This is a genomic window from Vibrio sp. YT-15 (assembly GCF_033337445.1).
GTDB lineage: Bacteria > Pseudomonadota > Gammaproteobacteria > Enterobacterales > Vibrionaceae > Vibrio > Vibrio alginolyticus.
The window spans coordinates 66,562-83,632 of record NZ_JAWOQR010000009.1; the positions used below are offsets into that span (position 1 = coordinate 66,562).

The 17,071-nt window shown below is 42.2% G+C and carries 13 protein-coding genes and 1 pseudogene; 5 read left to right on the forward strand and 9 right to left on the reverse strand.

From position 1 onward, the window contains the following. Nucleotides 1-107 precede the first annotated feature (107 nt). The 3 genes from R7D93_RS16795 (at nt 108) to R7D93_RS16805 (ending at nt 3,746) form a co-directional block, all read left to right on the forward strand. Nucleotides 108-1,376 carry an O-acetylhomoserine aminocarboxypropyltransferase/cysteine synthase family protein gene (locus R7D93_RS16795; RefSeq protein WP_005381677.1) on the forward strand — a complete coding sequence of 423 codons (1,269 nt, stop codon included), beginning with the start codon at nt 108-110 and terminating at the stop codon, nt 1,374-1,376. Nucleotides 1,377-1,584: 208 nt separating this feature from the next. Next, complete coding sequence (locus tag R7D93_RS16800; RefSeq protein ID WP_137281745.1) at nt 1,585-2,916, forward strand: aspartate aminotransferase family protein; 1,332 nt, start codon at nt 1,585-1,587, stop codon at nt 2,914-2,916. Next, complete coding sequence (locus R7D93_RS16805; protein WP_047102133.1) at nt 2,907-3,746, forward strand: 3-keto-5-aminohexanoate cleavage protein; 840 nt, start codon at nt 2,907-2,909, stop codon at nt 3,744-3,746. The genes R7D93_RS16800 and R7D93_RS16805 overlap by 10 nt, the downstream gene beginning before the upstream one ends. Nucleotides 3,747-3,820: 74 nt before the next feature. Here the strand turns inward: R7D93_RS16805 and R7D93_RS16810 are convergent, their stop codons facing one another. From R7D93_RS16810 to R7D93_RS16825, 4 genes are all read right to left on the reverse strand, one after another. Next, entirely contained in the window at nt 3,821-5,188 is a 1,368-nt protein-coding gene (locus R7D93_RS16810; RefSeq protein ID WP_017635705.1) for a Na+/H+ antiporter NhaC family protein, read from the reverse strand. A gap of 180 nt (nt 5,189-5,368) precedes the next feature. After that, the gene (locus tag R7D93_RS16815; protein ID WP_005383738.1) at nt 5,369-5,956 is read right to left on the reverse strand and encodes a DedA family protein; all 588 of its coding nucleotides are present in this window, start codon (nt 5,954-5,956) and stop codon (nt 5,369-5,371) included. Nucleotides 5,957-6,160: 204 nt separating this feature from the next. Continuing rightward, a complete protein-coding gene (locus R7D93_RS16820) occupies nt 6,161-7,696 on the reverse strand; it encodes a bifunctional GNAT family N-acetyltransferase/carbon-nitrogen hydrolase family protein (protein ID WP_005381670.1) in 1,536 nt (511 codons plus the stop codon). Nucleotides 7,697-7,816: 120 nt separating this feature from the next. Further along, nucleotides 7,817-8,698, reverse strand: a complete 882-nt coding sequence (locus tag R7D93_RS16825) for a LysR family transcriptional regulator (protein ID WP_085569924.1) — start codon at nt 8,696-8,698, stop codon at nt 7,817-7,819. A gap of 397 nt (nt 8,699-9,095) precedes the next feature. Here R7D93_RS16825 and R7D93_RS16830 point away from each other — a divergent pair, with 397 nt between their 5' ends. Further along, a complete protein-coding gene (locus tag R7D93_RS16830; RefSeq protein WP_138940408.1) occupies nt 9,096-9,659 on the forward strand; it encodes a porin family protein in 564 nt (187 codons plus the stop codon). A gap of 764 nt (nt 9,660-10,423) precedes the next feature. Here R7D93_RS16830 and R7D93_RS16835 read toward each other — a convergent pair. From R7D93_RS16835 to R7D93_RS16855, 5 genes and pseudogenes are all read right to left on the reverse strand, one after another. Continuing rightward, entirely contained in the window at nt 10,424-10,828 is a 405-nt protein-coding gene (locus tag R7D93_RS16835; RefSeq protein ID WP_225496920.1) for a DUF6795 domain-containing protein, read from the reverse strand. A 736-nt stretch (nt 10,829-11,564) separates the two neighbouring features. Then, nucleotides 11,565-11,858: pseudogene (locus R7D93_RS26340) on the reverse strand (helix-turn-helix transcriptional regulator); the annotation flags it as partial. Nucleotides 11,859-12,140: 282 nt separating this feature from the next. Next, the gene (locus R7D93_RS16845) at nt 12,141-13,472 is read right to left on the reverse strand and encodes an ATP-binding protein (protein ID WP_025624125.1); all 1,332 of its coding nucleotides are present in this window, start codon (nt 13,470-13,472) and stop codon (nt 12,141-12,143) included. A 281-nt stretch (nt 13,473-13,753) separates the two neighbouring features. Then, a complete protein-coding gene (locus tag R7D93_RS16850; RefSeq protein WP_025624126.1) occupies nt 13,754-14,536 on the reverse strand; it encodes a metallophosphoesterase in 783 nt (260 codons plus the stop codon). A gap of 611 nt (nt 14,537-15,147) precedes the next feature. Further along, nucleotides 15,148-15,534 (reverse strand): transcriptional regulator, encoded by a 387-nt coding sequence (locus R7D93_RS16855; RefSeq protein ID WP_041157122.1) that lies wholly within the window; start codon nt 15,532-15,534, stop codon nt 15,148-15,150. 357 nt (nt 15,535-15,891) lie between these two features. Between R7D93_RS16855 and R7D93_RS16860 the strand changes: the two genes are divergently transcribed. Further along, nucleotides 15,892-16,467 (forward strand): DUF2913 family protein, encoded by a 576-nt coding sequence (locus tag R7D93_RS16860; protein WP_025506924.1) that lies wholly within the window; start codon nt 15,892-15,894, stop codon nt 16,465-16,467. The last annotated feature ends 604 nt before the right edge of the window (nt 16,468-17,071 follow it).

Below are 17,071 nucleotides of genomic sequence, written 5' to 3' on the forward strand. Positions count from 1 at the left end.
GTGATTCATCCCTACGTTATTTGTTGAAAAATTGGGCAATATAAGTTTTATAAGCAAGGTAAGTGCTTTGCTTGCCGCTATTTGAGTGATGAAAGACAGGGAAGAACATGAAAGACGAAACGCTATCTATCCATTTTGGTTACGAAACTGACCCGACCACCAAATCTGTCGCGACACCGATTTATCAAACGGTCGCGTACGAGTTTGATAACGCGCAGCACGGCGCTGATCTGTTTAACTTGGAAGTGCCGGGGAATATCTACACTCGCATCATGAATCCGACTAATGACGTGCTGGAAAAACGCATGGCAGCGTTAGAAGGCGGCATTGCTGGATTGGTCGTGAGTGCGGGGAGTGCAGCGATTAACTATGCGATTCTGACGTTAGCGCAAGCGGGCGATAACATCGTTTCTACGCCGCAACTTTATGGCGGTACTTATACCTTGTTTGCGCACATGCTCCCAAATCAAGGTATTCAGGTGAAGTTTGCTAAAGATGACAAGCCAGAAAGTTTGGCCGAATTAATTGATGAAAATACCAAAGCGGTGTACTGCGAGAGCATTGGTAACCCTGCGGGTAATATCATCGATTTAGAACGTGTGGCGGAGCTTGCTCATGCACAAGGCGTACCTGTGATTGTGGATAACACCGTTGCGACGCCAGTGCTTTGCAAACCCATCGAATTTGGTGCGGATATCGTAGTTCACTCTCTCACTAAATACGTTGGTGGGCATGGCACCACATTAGGTGGCGTGATTGTGGATTCCGGTAAATTCCCTTGGGCACAGCACAAAGACCGCTTTCCTGTTTTCAACCAACCAGAACCTTCTTACCACGGCGTGGTGTATACCGAAGCGTTTGGTGAGGCGGCGTTTATCGGGCGTGCGCGTACCGTACCACTGCGTAATACCGGAGCAGCATTATCACCGATGAATGCATTTATGCTTATGCAAGGGTTAGAAACGTTACCGCTGCGTATGGAGCGCCATACCGAGAACACACTCAAAGTGGCTGAATTCTTGGAACAGAATGACAAAGTCAGTTGGGTAAGTTATGCCGGATTGCCAAGTTCTGAACACTTCCATCTCGCCGAAAAATACATGAAAGGTAAGCCTTCTGCGATTTTGTCGTTTGGTTTAAAAGATGGTTATGACGCTGGTGTGCGTTTTTATGATGCTTTGAAAATCTTTAAGCGTTTGGTGAACATTGGCGATGCAAAATCATTGGCTTGCCATCCTGCATCGACGACTCATCGTCAATTGAGCGAAGCAGAACAAAAACAAGCTGGTGTGTCTCCAGAGATGATTCGTTTATCGGTGGGTATTGAACATATTGACGATATTCTAGCCGATTTAGAACAGGCACTAAACGCGTAAAACGATTCTGTTTTTAGCTTTGGGTTACCCATAGGCCAGCCTTTAAAAAAGCTGGCCTATTTTTATTTTATTGTTTAAATATCAAGGGTTTTGGTGTTTTTGGTTTGTGGTATTCCAAAAGCTCATAGAGGGTGAGATTTATTCTCTTGTCACGTTTGGGTTTGTTCCTGATTATGTGTGCAAGTATTACACATTGGAAGGGACTCAAATGTCTTACGTATTTCACCGTCATTGCCATGCCACGCTACCAATCATCGATAGAGGTGAAGGTGTTTATCTATTCGATAAGCATGGAAAGCAGTATCTCGATGCTTGTGGTGGTGCTGCGGTATCAAACCTTGGCCACAGTCATCACGCCGTTAAAAAAGCCATGTTGGAACAGATCGAGCGAGTGCCATTTGCTCATACTGGATTTTTTACTAGTGACAACAGTGAGCGCCTAGCAGAATTGATTTGTCAGCACATGCCTGAACAGTTCAACCATGTGTACTTAGTCAGTGGAGGATCAGAAGCGGTGGAGTCGGCACTAAAAATGGCGCGGCAGTATTTCGTGGAATCAGGTAAGCCAGAGAAAAAGCAATTCATCGCGCGTCAGCAAAGTTATCACGGCAATACCTTGGGGGCTTTGGCTGTCGGAGGTAATGAATGGCGACGTGAACCGTTCAAACCCATCTTACACCCGAGCCATCATATCGCCCCTTGCTATGCTTATCGTTATCAGCAGAGTCATGAGTCGGAATTGGATTACTCATTGCGAGCGGCGAATGAGCTAGAGGCAAAAATTCTTGAGTTGGGGGCTGATAATGTCATGGCTTTTGTCGCCGAGCCCATTGTGGGTGCCACCGCTGGAGCTGTGCCTGCAACGCAAGGCTATTTCAAGCGTATTCGCGAAATATGCGACCAATACGATGTGTTATTGATCTTGGATGAAGTCATGTGTGGCGTTGGACGCAGTGGCAGTTTTTTTGCGTTTGAGCAAGAAGAGGCAGAACCCGATCTGGTGTGTATGGCTAAAGGGCTTGGTGCGGGTTATCAACCTATTGGCGCGGTGGTTGCGAATGATCGAGTCTATCAAGCTATTGCTGATGGAAGCGGTTTTTTCCAACATGGTCATACTTTTATGGCGCACCCTGTGGCGTGCGCTGCTGCCGTGGCGACCATTCAAACCATCTTCCAAGATAATTTGTTAACGGCGGTGAATCGGCAAAGTGCTTTGCTGCGTAATGAGCTTACTTCTGCATTGGCCCATTTACCGTACATTGGCGACATTCGTGGTAAAGGTTTGTTTTTTGGCATTGAGCTGGTGGCGGATCAAGAAAGCAAGGCGCCTCTGAGTAAAGCCACATTGGCAGACAAACGCATCAAACAGCGAGCAATGGAAAATGGCTTAATGTGCTATCCAATGGGCGGAACGATTGATGGCGTTAATGGGCACCATATCTTGCTTGCGCCGCCATTCATTATTCAGCCTCACCATATTGATGAGCTAGTTGGCAAACTCTCATTAACGCTAAAAGAGGTAGCGAAGGAATGGAATTAGAAAATCGATGTATACGAGAGCCTATCGCTATTATCGTGGCCCCAAACGGTGCAAGAAAAACTAAGCACGATCACGCCAGCTTACCCATGACAACAGACGAACTGGTTGCAGAGGCTATCGCTTGTCAAACGGCAGGGGCTGCCATGATCCATTTGCATGCTAGAGACGCCAACGGACGTCATTCATTAGACATCGACGACAACATGGCAATTTACCATGCCGTGAAAGAAGCGGTGGGACAAAACATGATGGTACAGCTCACCACAGAGGCGGTGGGCTTGTATTCTCCGCCACAACAGATGGCGTTAGTTAAAGCTGTGAAACCAGAAGCGGCTTCTTTTGCATTGAGGGAGTTAATCCCTGATCGCGCAAGTGAGAAAGAAGGGCATGCCTTTTTCCATTGGGTGGCAGAACACAACATCGTGAGCCAAATTATTCTCTACGATGCAACCGACATTGAACGTTATTTCCAACTGCGTGATGCGGGCGTGTTACCTAAAACGCATCAGCATGCATTAGTGGTGTTAGGGCGTTATCACCAAGCTCAACAGTCTTCGCCATGGGATTTACGAGGTTTGAATTTGGCGCGTTTTGTCGAGGAAGAAATTCGATGTGCCATTTGTGCTTTTGGCGCGCGAGAGCAAGACTGTTTAGCGAGTGCGATGTTACTTGGATTCGATGTGAGAGTGGGGTTTGAGAATAACCACGTCGATGTGGCAGGCGAATTAGCAATCAGTAACGCGGCTCAGGTGGAAGCTCTACGCGATGTGGCGCATCGCTTTGCTATTCCTTTACACAGTGCGCAAAGTTTGCGTTCAGCTTTGAAGTAAATCTGCTCGCGGAAAAGAAAAAAAGAAGAAAGGAAAGTAAAAAGGCTCCATCAGAGCCTTTTCGGTATTTGTCGTTAGTTCTCAGTTTGCGCTACAGGTTGACGAGCGGGATGTTTGATAAACACCGCGACAACAGCCGCTATCGCTAATGCAAAACAGTAGTAAGAATTGGCAACTACTTCAAGTGGCGATAGGTTGAATACGGAACCTAGCAGCAGTACTTGAGCACCGTAAGGCAACACGCCTTGCACCACGCATGAGAAAATGTCTAACAAGCTTGCTGAGCGGCGAGGAGAGACATTATTCTCTTCCGCCAGTTGGCGAGCAACGCTGCCCGATACAATGATGGCTACGGTGTTGTTTGCCGTACAGCCATTGACCATTGATACCAAACCTGCAATACCTAGCTCGCTTGCACGACTGTTCGCATGCTTAGAGTGACTAGAGCCAAACGCGTGGATAAGGCTACTAACGAAATTTGTTAGAAAAGCAAGACCACCTTGGCGACGCATCAGTTCACTCAAACCACCAATCAGCATGGATAACAAGAAGATCTCTTGCATGTTACCAAAGCCTTTGTATACGTCTTGGGCTAGATTAGTTAGTCCGTAATTGTCAATCGATGCCAAGCTCACGCCGCCAGCCAAAAGAATGCCAATCGACAGAACCACAAACACATTCACACCAGATACCGCTAGGATCAAAATAGTGATGTACGGCAAGACTTTTAGCCACTCAATATCGCCAGTTTCAGGCACTTGAGTCGCGGTACTGTTGAAAGCGAACACTGCAATCGCGATCAACGCCGCAGGTAAAGCAATACGAATGTTCTCTTTAAACTTGTCTTTCATCTCACAACCTTGAGAGCGTGTCGCCGCGATGGTGGTGTCAGAGATGATAGAAAGGTTATCACCAAACATAGCGCCGCTCAGCACAACACCAGCGGTTAACGGTAAGCTCATTCCTGCTGATTCAGCAATCCCCAACGCTACGGGGGCAACGGCTGCGATGGTACCCATCGAAGTCCCCATTGCTGTTGCGATAAAAGCAGAAATCAGAAAAATGCCCGGTAAAATCATGCTGGTTGGAATAGCGGATAAACCAAGGTTCACTGTTGCATCAACACCACCAGAGGCTTTTGCTACCGCAGCAAAGGCACCTGCAAGCAGATAGATCATACACATTGCGATGATGTCTGGGTGGCCAACACCACGCATGAAGTGTTCGATTGAGCGGTTAAGTTTCTCTTTACTTAAAAGAAACGCAATGATGATGGCTGGTAATACCGCGATGGGTGCAGGCAGCTGGTAGAAGGCAAATTCCACGCCTTGCAAAGATAAGTAAGTGCCTACGCCAATAAATAGCGCAAGGAATACAATTAATGGGATCAGTGCGACCGCAGACGGTGCAACTGTTTTAGTAGTTTGTTGGGAACCGGACATGTAAACGACAATGTTAATGATAAGAGAGAAGAGCAGACTAATATCACATTTCTACATTGTCAACGTCTAGACGTCTAAATGGCTGTTTAAATTTTACACGTAAAGAAAAAGATAAAAGCTCGTGTTGCGTATCTCACTGATACCACGAGCTTTAGTTATGCGCTAATGAAGAGACTGTCGTTATTGCATTGATTTGGCTTTTTTGCGTTTAACAATACCTAAAACCATCCACGTAAATAAGACAGCAGCAAATGCCCATACCAGATATTTGTATTCGGTGTACAGGTTGCTCAACACGCTTAAATGTTCAAATGCAAAGTGAGTTAACAAGCTGAATACCAATACCCAAACCGTCGCCGCGAGGGCGTTACCGAGCAAAAACTCTCTACGTGGCATTTTCGCGATACCGCATGCAAGAGGCATAAATTGCTTCATTCCTTCAATAAAGCGGCTGACCACCAAGCACGTAGGGCCGTATTTCTGGATAGTCAATTGAAGCGTTTGCATCTTCGGGCCGGAAATGTAGCCTTTTTTATCTAACCACCCCTCAAAGTAATAACCGATTAAGTAGCCACAGGTATTACCAAAAAAGCAGCTCAGCCACGATACCATCATTACCATACTTAGGTTCATGACTTGTTCTGACGAGAGCAAAGATGCCGCGATCATCAGTGATTGACCAGGCATCGGGATACCTATCCCTTCTAGAAATATACTGACAATCAGCGCAACGTAGCCGTATTGCTCAAGCAAAGGCTTCATTGACATGAGAAGTTCGTTAATATGTTCCAAAAGCTTTCCCCTAATAAAAGCGGAACGAAGTTGGAGTGATACTCCGAATGTCCTATTGGGTCAATTCTTGTTTCTCACCATTGAGAAAAACTGACATGCCTCTGATAATTGCGCAGAATCAACCTGCAGCTGGCTTTACTCGCCGCCACGCTCTTTGGTAGCGGCGAATTAGGGAGATCCTTATGACTCTTTGGCTTTGGTGAATGCGCCATACAAATCAAGGCGGCGATGACGTAAGTTGGTGACAGAGCCTTCGGTATTAAGCTGTTTCAACTTAGTCAAATCAACATCAGCGAAGATTATCATTTCGGTGTTGGCGCTTGCTTCTGTCAAGGTCGCATCGTGTGGGAAATAGATATCCGACGGTGAGAATACGGCAGATTGTGCGTACTGGATATCGACATTATCAACACGAGGTAAGTTGCCGACACTGCCCCCAATTGCAACGTAGCATTCGTTTTCGATGGCTCGTGATTGGGAACAGATTCGTACTCGTTGGTAGCCATTTTTTGTGTCTGTCCAGAAAGGAACGAACACAATTTGTGCGCCTTGCTCGGCGAGCATTCTTCCCAACTCTGGGAACTCGCTGTCATAACAAATCAGTATGCCGACTTTGCCTGCATCGGTTTCGAACACCTGAACATTGTCACCACCGTCGATCACCCAGTCTTTTTGCTCATGGGGCGTGATGTGAATCTTATATTGAGCGTTTATTTCACCATCTCGTTGCAGTAAGTAGGCCACATTATACAACTTGCCATCTTCGATGACGGGCATACTGCCAGCAATAATGTTGATGTTGTAGGTGACTGCCATCTGCGAGAAGCGGTTTTTGATCTCTTCTGTAAAGCTAGCCAAAAAGCGAATTGCTTCGACGGAGTTTTGGTCGTTTTGCAAGCCCATCAGCGGCGCGTTAAAGAATTCAGGGAATAGGGCGAAATCGGCTTTGTAGTTCGCAAGAGAAGAAATGAAGAACTCAGCCTGATCGAGCAAGTCCTCTAAGTCATTCATGGCGCGCATTTGCCACTGCACAACACCAATACGAATCAGCGTTTTTTCTACATCATGTACGGATTGAATATCCTCTTCGTAGAAGAAGTTATCCCACTCCAGCAGAGTTGCGTAGCCTTTAGAAGCACTATCCTCTGGCAAGTAACCGCGCATAATACGTTTTACATCGAAGTCGTTTGCAAGCTGAAAAGACAAAATAGGATCGTGAAGCTCACGGCGTTTTATTTTGTCGATGTATTCAGCCACGCTCAATTCGTCAGCATATTTGTGGTAATTCGGGATGCGACCACCGGCTAAAATTGCTTTGAAGTTTTTACTCCGGCAAAGTTCTTTACGCGCATCATACAGACGGCGACCTAAACGCAGTCCACGGTAGTCCGGGTGAACAAATACATCGAGACCATACATGGCGTCACCGGTCACTTGGTTTTGGATGACGTTGTTCTCGGTGATGATGTCGGTGTATAGGTGAGGAAGTGAAAATCGGTTGTAGTCCACTTTGATTGTTAGCGCTGCGCCGACAATTTTTCCGTTATCCTCAATACAGATTTGTCCATCAGGAAACTGATGAATGAGATCCATGATGGTCAGGCGTGGCCATGAGCCACCAACATCAGGAAAAACAAGGTCCATTAATTCCGCGAGCTCTGGGTAATCGGTCGGCTCAATGGTGCGTAAAGAGAGTCTTGGCGTGTTGCTGTCCATATCCTACTATCCATTTATCCTTTTTAAATAGTATGGATGAGAATGCCATAAATTTGAGCAGACAGATACCGAAGTCTTTGAGTTGTTTTGGTTTACCTAAACGAGCTTAAAGAAATAACATTAACTTAGCTTGCTCTTCAGCCATTCGTGAAACACCGCTACTTTTTTAGCCGAAAGTCGATAATTTGGAATCATCACGTAATAACCATAACCGCTCTGTAAAGAAAGGTTGAGAACATGCTGAATGTCCCCTCTTAAAATCGAATACTGCGCCATAAAATCGGGAAGCAAGGCGAGCCCTTTTCCCATTCTGACAGCTTCGCAAGCTAGGTAAAAATGTTCGACGCCTACAGGTTGATAGGTAACGGGAGATTCTACAGTGTAGACAGCTTTAAATTGCTCCCATAGCTGAGGGCGAGTGATTTGAGGTATAAACGGATAATTACTAACAGCGTGCACACTCTCAATTGCAGGAGCATTTGTGCAACCGACTAATAACAATGTTTCTTCGCACAGTAAGTGGCTGTATTCATAATGTGTGGATAATGGAAGGCAGCGAATATGTAAGTCACTTTCGTTGCTCGAATCTTTGACGTTCCCATCCCCGGTACAGACTCTTACTCGAATGTTAGGATGTTGCTGGTGGAAGTCATCAATATTAGGTATCAACCAAAGGCTGGCAAAAGAAGGGGTTACGTCCACGGTGAGTAATTCTTGCTTTGAATCTGACTGGATTAAGTTGGCAGTTGCATGCTGAATAAGCTCCAAAGCTTCTGTGACTTGCGGCAGATAACGCTTGCCCTCTTCGGTTAACTCAATACCACTCGCCCCTCTTTGTATTAAAGGTAAACCCACCAATTGCTCCAGCGATGCGATTTGTTTGCTTACTGCGCTTTGCGTAATACATAGGGCATCCGCTGCTTTAGAGAAACTGAGGTAATTAGAGACCGCGACAAACGTCCTTAATGCTCGAATAGAAGGGTATTCACTGCCTTTTAACATACTTCTTTTCCATTAAACTCTGCTTAGGCAAAGAGTAGAATATTCACGGCTTGAAGCAAAGTAAGATGCAACGTATGTGTGATTAGCTTCCTTTCTTATAAAAACTAGCTAAGCGTTTTTTGACGGATTAATCTACAAGAGTATTTTAGATGTTTATTTAATTTCTTTGAAAAATCTACAAATTAACAAGAATATTTTTCACATCAGCGATTAACCCCAATTTAGTATTGTTTATATAAAGTAAACAGACAGCTCTTTTTTCTATTTTTGTTCGGCGATCTTTAGAGGATTGTCAGTATTCTATAAAATTAAATATATTTTTCATTAATTTAAAGTTGGCATTGCATTTGCTCTTTACTATTCGAACCTTCAATGGAACTTATATTAGGAGAACGAAATGAAAAGCAATGTTGTTACTTTGATTAGCCTTTTTTCTTTAGCAACGTTTAGTACTTTATCACATGCTGCGGACTCCAACGATCATGGTGTATATGTTGGCGCCAACTACGGTTACTTAAAAGTTGATGGACAAGATGACTTTGATGATGACAGCGATGTTATTCAAGGTTTAGTTGGTTACCGTTTTAATCCTTACTTAGCGTTGGAAGGTGGTTACATTGATTTCGGTAGCTATGGTAATAACCTAGCAAATGCCGAAACAGACGGCTATACAGCGGCTATAAAAGTTACCGCTCCCATTGCTGATCGTGTCGACCTTTACGCAAAAGGCGGTCAAATGTGGTACTCGACGGATTACAACGTTGCGGGCTTCCAAGGCAACAAAGATGATGAAGGTGTATTCGCTGGTGCTGGTGTCGGTTTTAAAGTTACTGATAACTTCTTAGTTAACGCAGAATATATGTGGTACGACGTAGAACTCAATGCGGAGAATGTCGCGAACGGTGCAAACACGGAAACAGACTTTAACCAAGCATCACTAGGTGTAGAGTATCGCTTCTAATATAGTTAGCCGTGCTGGACCCAATAAAAGTGCGAAGCAGAATAGCTTCGCACTTTTATTATTTATCACTCAAATAATTTAAGGCCGATGAAGCGTATATATAAAACGATGGCTAATTTATTTTATTGTTACTCCAGGGTGTTTAATACATTACTAGCATGACTGTCTAGCCTTTTTACTAACCTTGAAAAACAAAGCTTTATTGCTCTGCAAGTAATATTAGATAGGTCAATTTCCGCATTGTCTGACATTACATTTATGTGGCCTATAATACCGAGAACGTGTTCTTTACATTTATTTTTAGATCTGAAATTAGCTAATTGAACCCAAGTAGTAAGGCCTGCAGTCGCATCTGTTGTATTATATGACCCAAACCTGAAATTCTTAGTAAATTCAAAGGTGAAGAGCTATTTTAATTACCAGACCATCAGTCATCCGAGCGTTATATCTATTGTTGAAGTCAAGAAATATGTTACGTTCTAGGTAAGTTTAAGGCTTAGATTGTAGTGCCGATCACTCATTACTTGTAGCGGTATTGACATAACCCGGAATAGATTTTTTCCTAGTCCATGAGCGTGGAAGTCGATACCAGAACCTCCTTCTAACCGATACTCAATATCCTCCGTAAATAAATGGCCAAAGAGGAGACATAGGAACTGGAGTTGTATCATGAGTGCATTGTTTAATTTCCATACAAGTCAGAGTCTATATAACCAAATAAATTACATTGGCTGTTTACGTAGTAGTCATCGTTTTCTTCATCATCAAATTGAAAAAGCAAAGTACTTAAGAGGGTTCTCAGTGTCACAAGCAAGGTTAGCCATGTTATTTTTTACGTAATCCTCTATTTTATAACCATCAAAGCTTCCTTCCCAAATAATAGTACTTTCATCATTGCTGAGTTCTGCGACTAAAACAATAGTTACATAGTGTTCAATAAGAGGAGTGCTTATGATGTTTTTATTTTCATAGACTGGAGAAAACTCAAAGCGACCAGTACTGTCTGTGAATGTTGATAAGTCTATTGATTTCCCTGACGTGCTTAAACCAATACTAAGGCTAACCTTCAGGCTACTAAGGGGTTTTCCTTTCTTTGTTAACACACCATTGATTTGCGGTGTGTATTGATTAACGTGTTCGTCATTCAATTTACTTTCTTCAAAATTCATTACAATGCTCACTAATATGACTGTAATAATTCCAGCAACTTAATTTTTCACAACAATATTTTCATTTTGAAATTTAAAAATCTATATATGTTGTGTTTCTGTTCAATATCTAAGGTTACTTTGTGATTAGAGTTACATTATTTTTTGTAACTACTGTTTGTAGTCATTACATCTATAGAGTTGTAATGAAACAAGCGAGTAGGGACTAACAATGAATACATCAATCAATTCATCGAGGGAGATGAGTATAGACTTTAGACTTAGATCTAGTTATCTCTTAGAAAGGATAGGTAAGCAGAAGACTTTTAAGTTACAGGGCTTTTAGTACCATGCTCTCTGCCTTTTTGATTAGTACTTATGAACTTCTTGTTTACTGATTAATACTCAACGAGTTTGTAAACCTACATGGGCCAAAGGTATGCGGTAATCCATGTAGTAAGATTTCAGAAAGCATGAATGTTTGAAAAAAGAGACTATTTTAGTTGATACAAAAAAGGCCACCCGAAGGTGGCCTTTTCCAAACGTTTGGTGGGCTGGCGGGAGTTGAAATGGTTTCTAACTTTTCATAAATTCAGTAACTTATAACGATGTTACCAATTTGGTGTTGCATCAAATGTTACATCAATTTCCTGCTTCAAAAGGAACTGAACCCGCGTCCATGTATTCCTGAATTATTTAAAAATGCTAGTTTGTTATAGCAATTTAATCTAAAGCAATAGCGCTGATACTGAGTATTTTACCCAGCCTCACCATCCATTAATAGCGATTTTAACGCATCGGAAGAAGAAGGGAGTAGTCCGACTTTTAAGCCAAATGGTTTGAATACCTTATTGAGAATCTCTGTATTGTAGCTGCCCCGATCATTCTCTATATCTGAGAGTGTTTTTCTTGAGACATCGATAAGTCTTGCAAACACATCCTGTTTGAGTCCCAGTATCTTAATGCGTAAACTTTTCAACGCTTGGCCTTGTGTTAGCTCTCCAAGCAATAAGTGTTTGATGATTTTGTTTACCTCGGTTTTGCGTTCTGATGGACGAGTGGAGGGGGAGATTTTTGAGACTCTCTGACTTATTGAAGTTTTGGGTGATGTATTAACGACATGGCTCTCTGATATCTCGTGAGGTGCATCTCGATTGGCCCTTAAACGACCTATGACCTCTTCTACAGACTCTCTTTTTTCTGGAGCAATTTTATTCATAGCAGCCTCGCTTTATCAGATCCTCTAAAGCTTATGAATTAGTTATTAATGTTATGAGTAAAAAATTACTCATAACATTGATTCTTAGATGTTAATGAGTATTTTCTTACTCATTTAGCTTTTATCTAGATCTCTGAGGTGATCAAGTAAGTATTCTGTGTAGTAAAGCGGCATCACGATGTGTTCTCTCTCTGTTGCTGGAGAGCCTTGAGTACCTGTAAGTTTGATTGTCTTGTGGGGCTTACACTTCTCGATGTAGGATTGCAATGATTTCGCACGGGTTCGCTTACCGCTTTTTACTTCTACAGGTACGATTCGACCTAGGTCATCAGCGATAATGAACTCTATCTCTGCTCTTGCGTCTCCCCAAGAGAAGCTTGGTTCAATACCTAGCGCAGCGATTTCCTGTTGAACATAGTTTTCGGCGATATATCCCTTGTATTCATAGCCTTGCTGTTTGATTTCACGGTAACCAGTGCCGAGCATATGGTTCAATAGCCCTACATCAAAGAGAAACAGTTTAACCGTATTTTCCTTCTGATAAGCAGCTAAAGGAGAACGAGGCTGTCCTTCAATAGGATGATTTTTTAAAGCAAGCCGACACTTGTGAAGCCATGTGATCGCACTTTCATACTCAGCATAGCGAGACTTGCGTTCGTGAACTCCCTTGAATTTAAACCGTTTAACGGAGTCGTCGAATACCGAAGATAGTTGAGCGGGAATGCTTCGAAATACAGATTCGATGAGCTGTGCATCCACTTTTCCAGAGTACTTTCCGAAATCACGCATGTAGCCCTCAATTAAGTTCCTATGGACTTCAGACACGGCTTCAATGCGTTCAATAATACTGAGTTCTGAGTTTTCGAACCATGAGTTTACGGCTTCAGGCATGCCGCCAACAAAATAATAGTCGGTCAGTAGTTCGATTAATTTTGTATGAGCTGCTGGAGAATTCAGCTTTTGGTCAAACGCTTTTTGCAGTGCTTTTTCTCCAGATGCCCACAAGAACTCCCTGAAAGTCAGTGGCCTTAAATTGTGTTGCTCAACTTTTCCAACGGGAAAGGACGTGAGCAATCCGATATTTGAACCACTAGCAGCAACATAAGCTTTGGGAGCCTTTTCTGCAAAGTACTTAAGAGAGGTGACCGCTCTTGGACATTCACCAATTTCATCTAAAATAAGAAGATCTGTTGATGGCTCGAAGATTTCTCCTGTTAATAGTTCAATGTTGGTGATGACGTCATCAGGGTTTAGAGAGCCTGAAAAAGCTTCAATTAACTCAGGGCTTTCTAGGAAATCGATTCTTATGACATTTTCGAATGTACTTCCTAATAGCTCCTGTAATAAGAATGTTTTACCAGTTTGTCTAGCACCGTCAATCAGCAAAGGCTTCCTTGTCGGCTTGTCTTTCCAGGCGAGTAGGTTTTCAAGTAGTGTTCGTTTCATCTAGCCACCTCAGTTAAAGTGCTTATCTGGTTGAGTGTATATTACACAAAAATGCGCAATTAAATGCAAGATGTAACATTTTTTTGCGCTTAAAAGAGATGGTTTTGACATTTTTATGCGCGTAAAAGTGTTTAGAGTGATTTCTATGTGAATGATAGTGTTGGGGCTGTGAGGTGATGGATCTATGCATCATTTCTGTTTGGTTGCTTCACAAGGGCAATGATCACAGTGAGAAGGCCCTAGCGGGCTTTCAGATACCAAAGTTTCTTGCTGGCTAGCTCTTATAGGTAATAAGCTTTATTAGTAAGTAATCCACTAGTTAAGCGTACAGAACCCTTGGGATTAGAAATGAATGTGGTACTACCGCCTGCGATCACTTTCTCTACAGCATCATGTTGATGCCCTGCAACCCAGAACCTCGCTTTTGAGATCAACTCATTACTCAACCCTGCATGGTAGTAGGGGGCATAAACACTATTGGCATTTTCTTCTGTCGCGAAAGCTTCTTTAGAAGGAAGATGATGTGAAACAACAAGATCTACTTTCTCAGGGAGGTTATTGACGAATGCTTTGTACTGCTCTTCAATTATAGAGCTGTCAATAAACTTAGCGTCGTTCATCAACTCAGAATATACATTTACAAGCTCGACCGAATAGGTGTGAATGGGAAACCAAAGGGTTCCACCGAAGATAGTGAATCCGTTCAATTCAATCGACTCATTGTTCAAAAAGAACAGGTTTTCAGTGGTATCGCTATGAGCCTTAAGCTTTGCTAATACTGAATTCTTAGAAACGTTGAGAGAACCAGAGTTAGTATTAGATTCGCACTCACTTGTATATCGGTAGGATTTACTCTTATTGCTATACCATTCATGGTTTCCAGCAACCATGATGACCGCCTTAAAGTGGCGGCAAAGTACATTCTTTACGTATGCTATGCCTAATAGACCGTTTGCCGTGTCACCAGCAACAACCAACGTGGCTTCTTTATCGAACTCATGCCAAAAATCGCGGCGTATTCCGTGAGTGTCCAGGTGTAGGTCAGAAACAACGTAAAACTTCAAACTATCATGGCCTTAAGATTGATTGACTACTTCATGCATGGTACATGGATTATTTGGATTAGAGAAGTGAGCATATGCGCTAAGCATTTCTACTCAAGGTACTTGAAGGGTGCTTTTGAACAGGACAATGATTGGACGTGTTGTTTGATTTTTCGGCACTAAGATTTAGACACTAACTTTTAGTGTCTAAATCTTAGTTGTTATTAACAATTTGAAATTGTTAGTTTTTAGTTGAGGTGCTTTGATTTGGCAACATCGTTGAGGCTAGCAAAAGTGTTAGTGTGCTCCGTAACTACGGCAGGCATTTTTATGAGTGAGGCTTATATGAAGAGCGAGGTTAAGGCTAAAAAAGTGATAACGAGCAAGCCGACTAACATGATCGTGACGTTGCGCTAGATGGGGTTATTGACTTGCTCGATTACGATATCTCTACCAAACACAGGTATGGTAGTTTGAAGTAACTGAAGCCCTCACAGAGCAGCTGGAAGAGAGCATTGGTGACGAGCAGGTTGACCTAGACGGAAAGTATTAAGAATAACCCCTATTTGAGGTTGCACAGCATAAAGCTGTGCTTTTTAAGCGGCATACGCCGCAGTAACGAGTGATAGACATCATGCACAATATCTTTCTTGCAGTGTATCCTCTAATTCTTTGCCCAGAATAATTTCAAAGTCAGTAAATAAAGCGACGGGACGAGAAGTATTGTCTTTCTTCTCTATTTGGATAAACCCTTTCGATGATAGTAAGTGGAGTGTACGTGACAGTTTACGAGTATTATGACCGCTGATGTCCGCAAGTTCAGCTAGATTTTCAGGCTTTTCCCTACTCATCAGGAGCATTAGCTCGATATTTTCATTACACAGTAACTTTGATACTTCATCTAGTGATGTGAACCAAAATGTCGGTAGATACTTGCTATGACTAATGTTGCCTGCGGCCACACTAGTCATGTGCCTACGAATGAGGTCTTCTGACATAACTCCAATACGAGCTTTCATTACTATCCCTCCCAGAACGAAATAACAAAACCCTAGTGTATAAAACGCTGCTCTGAAAGAAAAAGTGGATAGTTATATTCAACGAAAAAACGATACCATCGGACACAACTTTCGAGATCGTGAGGATAATAGAAACAATGAAATCCTAGTATCATTGAGCCTTTTTTCGGGTCACCCTATCCTAAGGTCTACGAGGCTCTTCACTAGAAAAACACTTGTGTATTAGCTGACCAATCAAGACTAGAGAGTTGGTTTTCGTGTGACTCATGGGGGGGCAAAGTAAACTAGTTGCAGTGTTAGTTTGCTTTTCTTTTTATATGTTAGAATAACAGCATGAGTAAATAATCAATGCTTACAATGTCAGAACAATTATATTACAAGCTTTTAAAATCTACTTTTGAAAATGCACTGCTTCATCTTTACTTTAAAGTCAGCGCGTCTCAAAGCTTTGTCAAAGAAGAGCAACGCAACAAAATCCTCATTGATTTCTTAAAACCAAAATTGAAAGAGCAACGCTATTCACTTATCAAAAAGAATTTAAAAACCATCTGTTTAATGAAAAATAAGTTTGGGTCAATCGAGAAATATTTAAATGGGATTGTACAGCAATATAGTTCAATCAAGAGCAAGAGTGATGTAGACAAACTCTATGAGTTGCTTGAGCAGCTTGAGAAGGCAGGGTTTGAAACAAAGTTGATTGAAGAAACTCCAACACAGAATCAAGATGTTGTTTATTTAGATAGAGCACACATTAACAACTGTTTCGATGAGTATGACAATCACCAGGTTGCGCCCATTTCTTTGCTCATTCATACAGAACAAATAGTTAAGTTCACTCAATCCCTAGATGAGCAAGCTTATTTTGAATATGAAGTATTTCAAGTTAATAAATCATTGAAGAGCTATCACTATCGCTTACACCCTCGTTCCTGATTGCTGAACATATAAAAATAATAGTTCCAAGTATTTCGAATATTTCATAATGTAGTCTTGGAACTTTTCTGTACCAAATGTTTAGTTATTCGACTTTACCTTGATACATATTATAAAAATACTTCAAGAACAATATGTTAAGAATTACGCCTTTTCTACTATATCCTGGAAGAATCCTCATAGGATGTTGTTGGTTGCCAATTCATTGGTGCGGATAAGCATTACATTTTCCAATGTCAGGAACATCACAGGGCTTTGTTAAGTAATTCGGATAGATAACCAAACCACCTGAGCATTGTAATTTCTCATGTATATCTTCCTACCAAGCGACTGCCGCACTCTATACATCGTACTTTTTGAGAGTAAATGCTTGCAATAACGATATCGCTTTTTTAACTTTTTGTTCAAGCCGTAAAGCTTCTGGCAAACTACCGCTAAGATCGAGAGTGGCTTTTTCTTGTAGAGATTAGCGGAACAGCTCGCTTAACCCGTATAGTATTGTGACAACTCCTTGTATCATAAGCTCCATCACCAGATATCTCGATAATTCTTCGGCGTGTTTGATTTACAAAGTTAAGAAGGACTTCTGTATCGTAACATGAGA

What these genes read in the sequence shown, in the direction of transcription:
- R7D93_RS16810 (WP_017635705.1), bottom strand. Translation starts at nt 5,188, where the DNA reads ATGTCCGGTTCCCAACAAACTACTAAAACAGTTGCACCGTCTGCGGTC.
- R7D93_RS16830 (WP_138940408.1), top strand. Translation starts at nt 9,096, where the DNA reads ATGAAAAGCAATGTTGTTACTTTGATTAGCCTTTTTTCTTTAGCAACG.
- R7D93_RS16860 (WP_025506924.1), top strand. Translation starts at nt 15,892, where the DNA reads ATGTCAGAACAATTATATTACAAGCTTTTAAAATCTACTTTTGAAAAT.
- R7D93_RS16800 (WP_137281745.1), top strand. Translation starts at nt 1,585, where the DNA reads ATGTCTTACGTATTTCACCGTCATTGCCATGCCACGCTACCAATCATC.
- R7D93_RS16805 (WP_047102133.1), top strand. Translation starts at nt 2,907, where the DNA reads ATGGAATTAGAAAATCGATGTATACGAGAGCCTATCGCTATTATCGTG.
- R7D93_RS16815 (WP_005383738.1), bottom strand. Translation starts at nt 5,956, where the DNA reads ATGTCAATGAAGCCTTTGCTTGAGCAATACGGCTACGTTGCGCTGATT.
- R7D93_RS16835 (WP_225496920.1), bottom strand. Translation starts at nt 10,828, where the DNA reads ATGAATTTTGAAGAAAGTAAATTGAATGACGAACACGTTAATCAATAC.
- R7D93_RS16845 (WP_025624125.1), bottom strand. Translation starts at nt 13,472, where the DNA reads ATGAAACGAACACTACTTGAAAACCTACTCGCCTGGAAAGACAAGCCG.
- R7D93_RS16820 (WP_005381670.1), bottom strand. Translation starts at nt 7,696, where the DNA reads ATGGACAGCAACACGCCAAGACTCTCTTTACGCACCATTGAGCCGACC.
- R7D93_RS16795 (WP_005381677.1), top strand. Translation starts at nt 108, where the DNA reads ATGAAAGACGAAACGCTATCTATCCATTTTGGTTACGAAACTGACCCG.
- R7D93_RS16855 (WP_041157122.1), bottom strand. Translation starts at nt 15,534, where the DNA reads ATGAAAGCTCGTATTGGAGTTATGTCAGAAGACCTCATTCGTAGGCAC.
- R7D93_RS16825 (WP_085569924.1), bottom strand. Translation starts at nt 8,698, where the DNA reads ATGTTAAAAGGCAGTGAATACCCTTCTATTCGAGCATTAAGGACGTTT.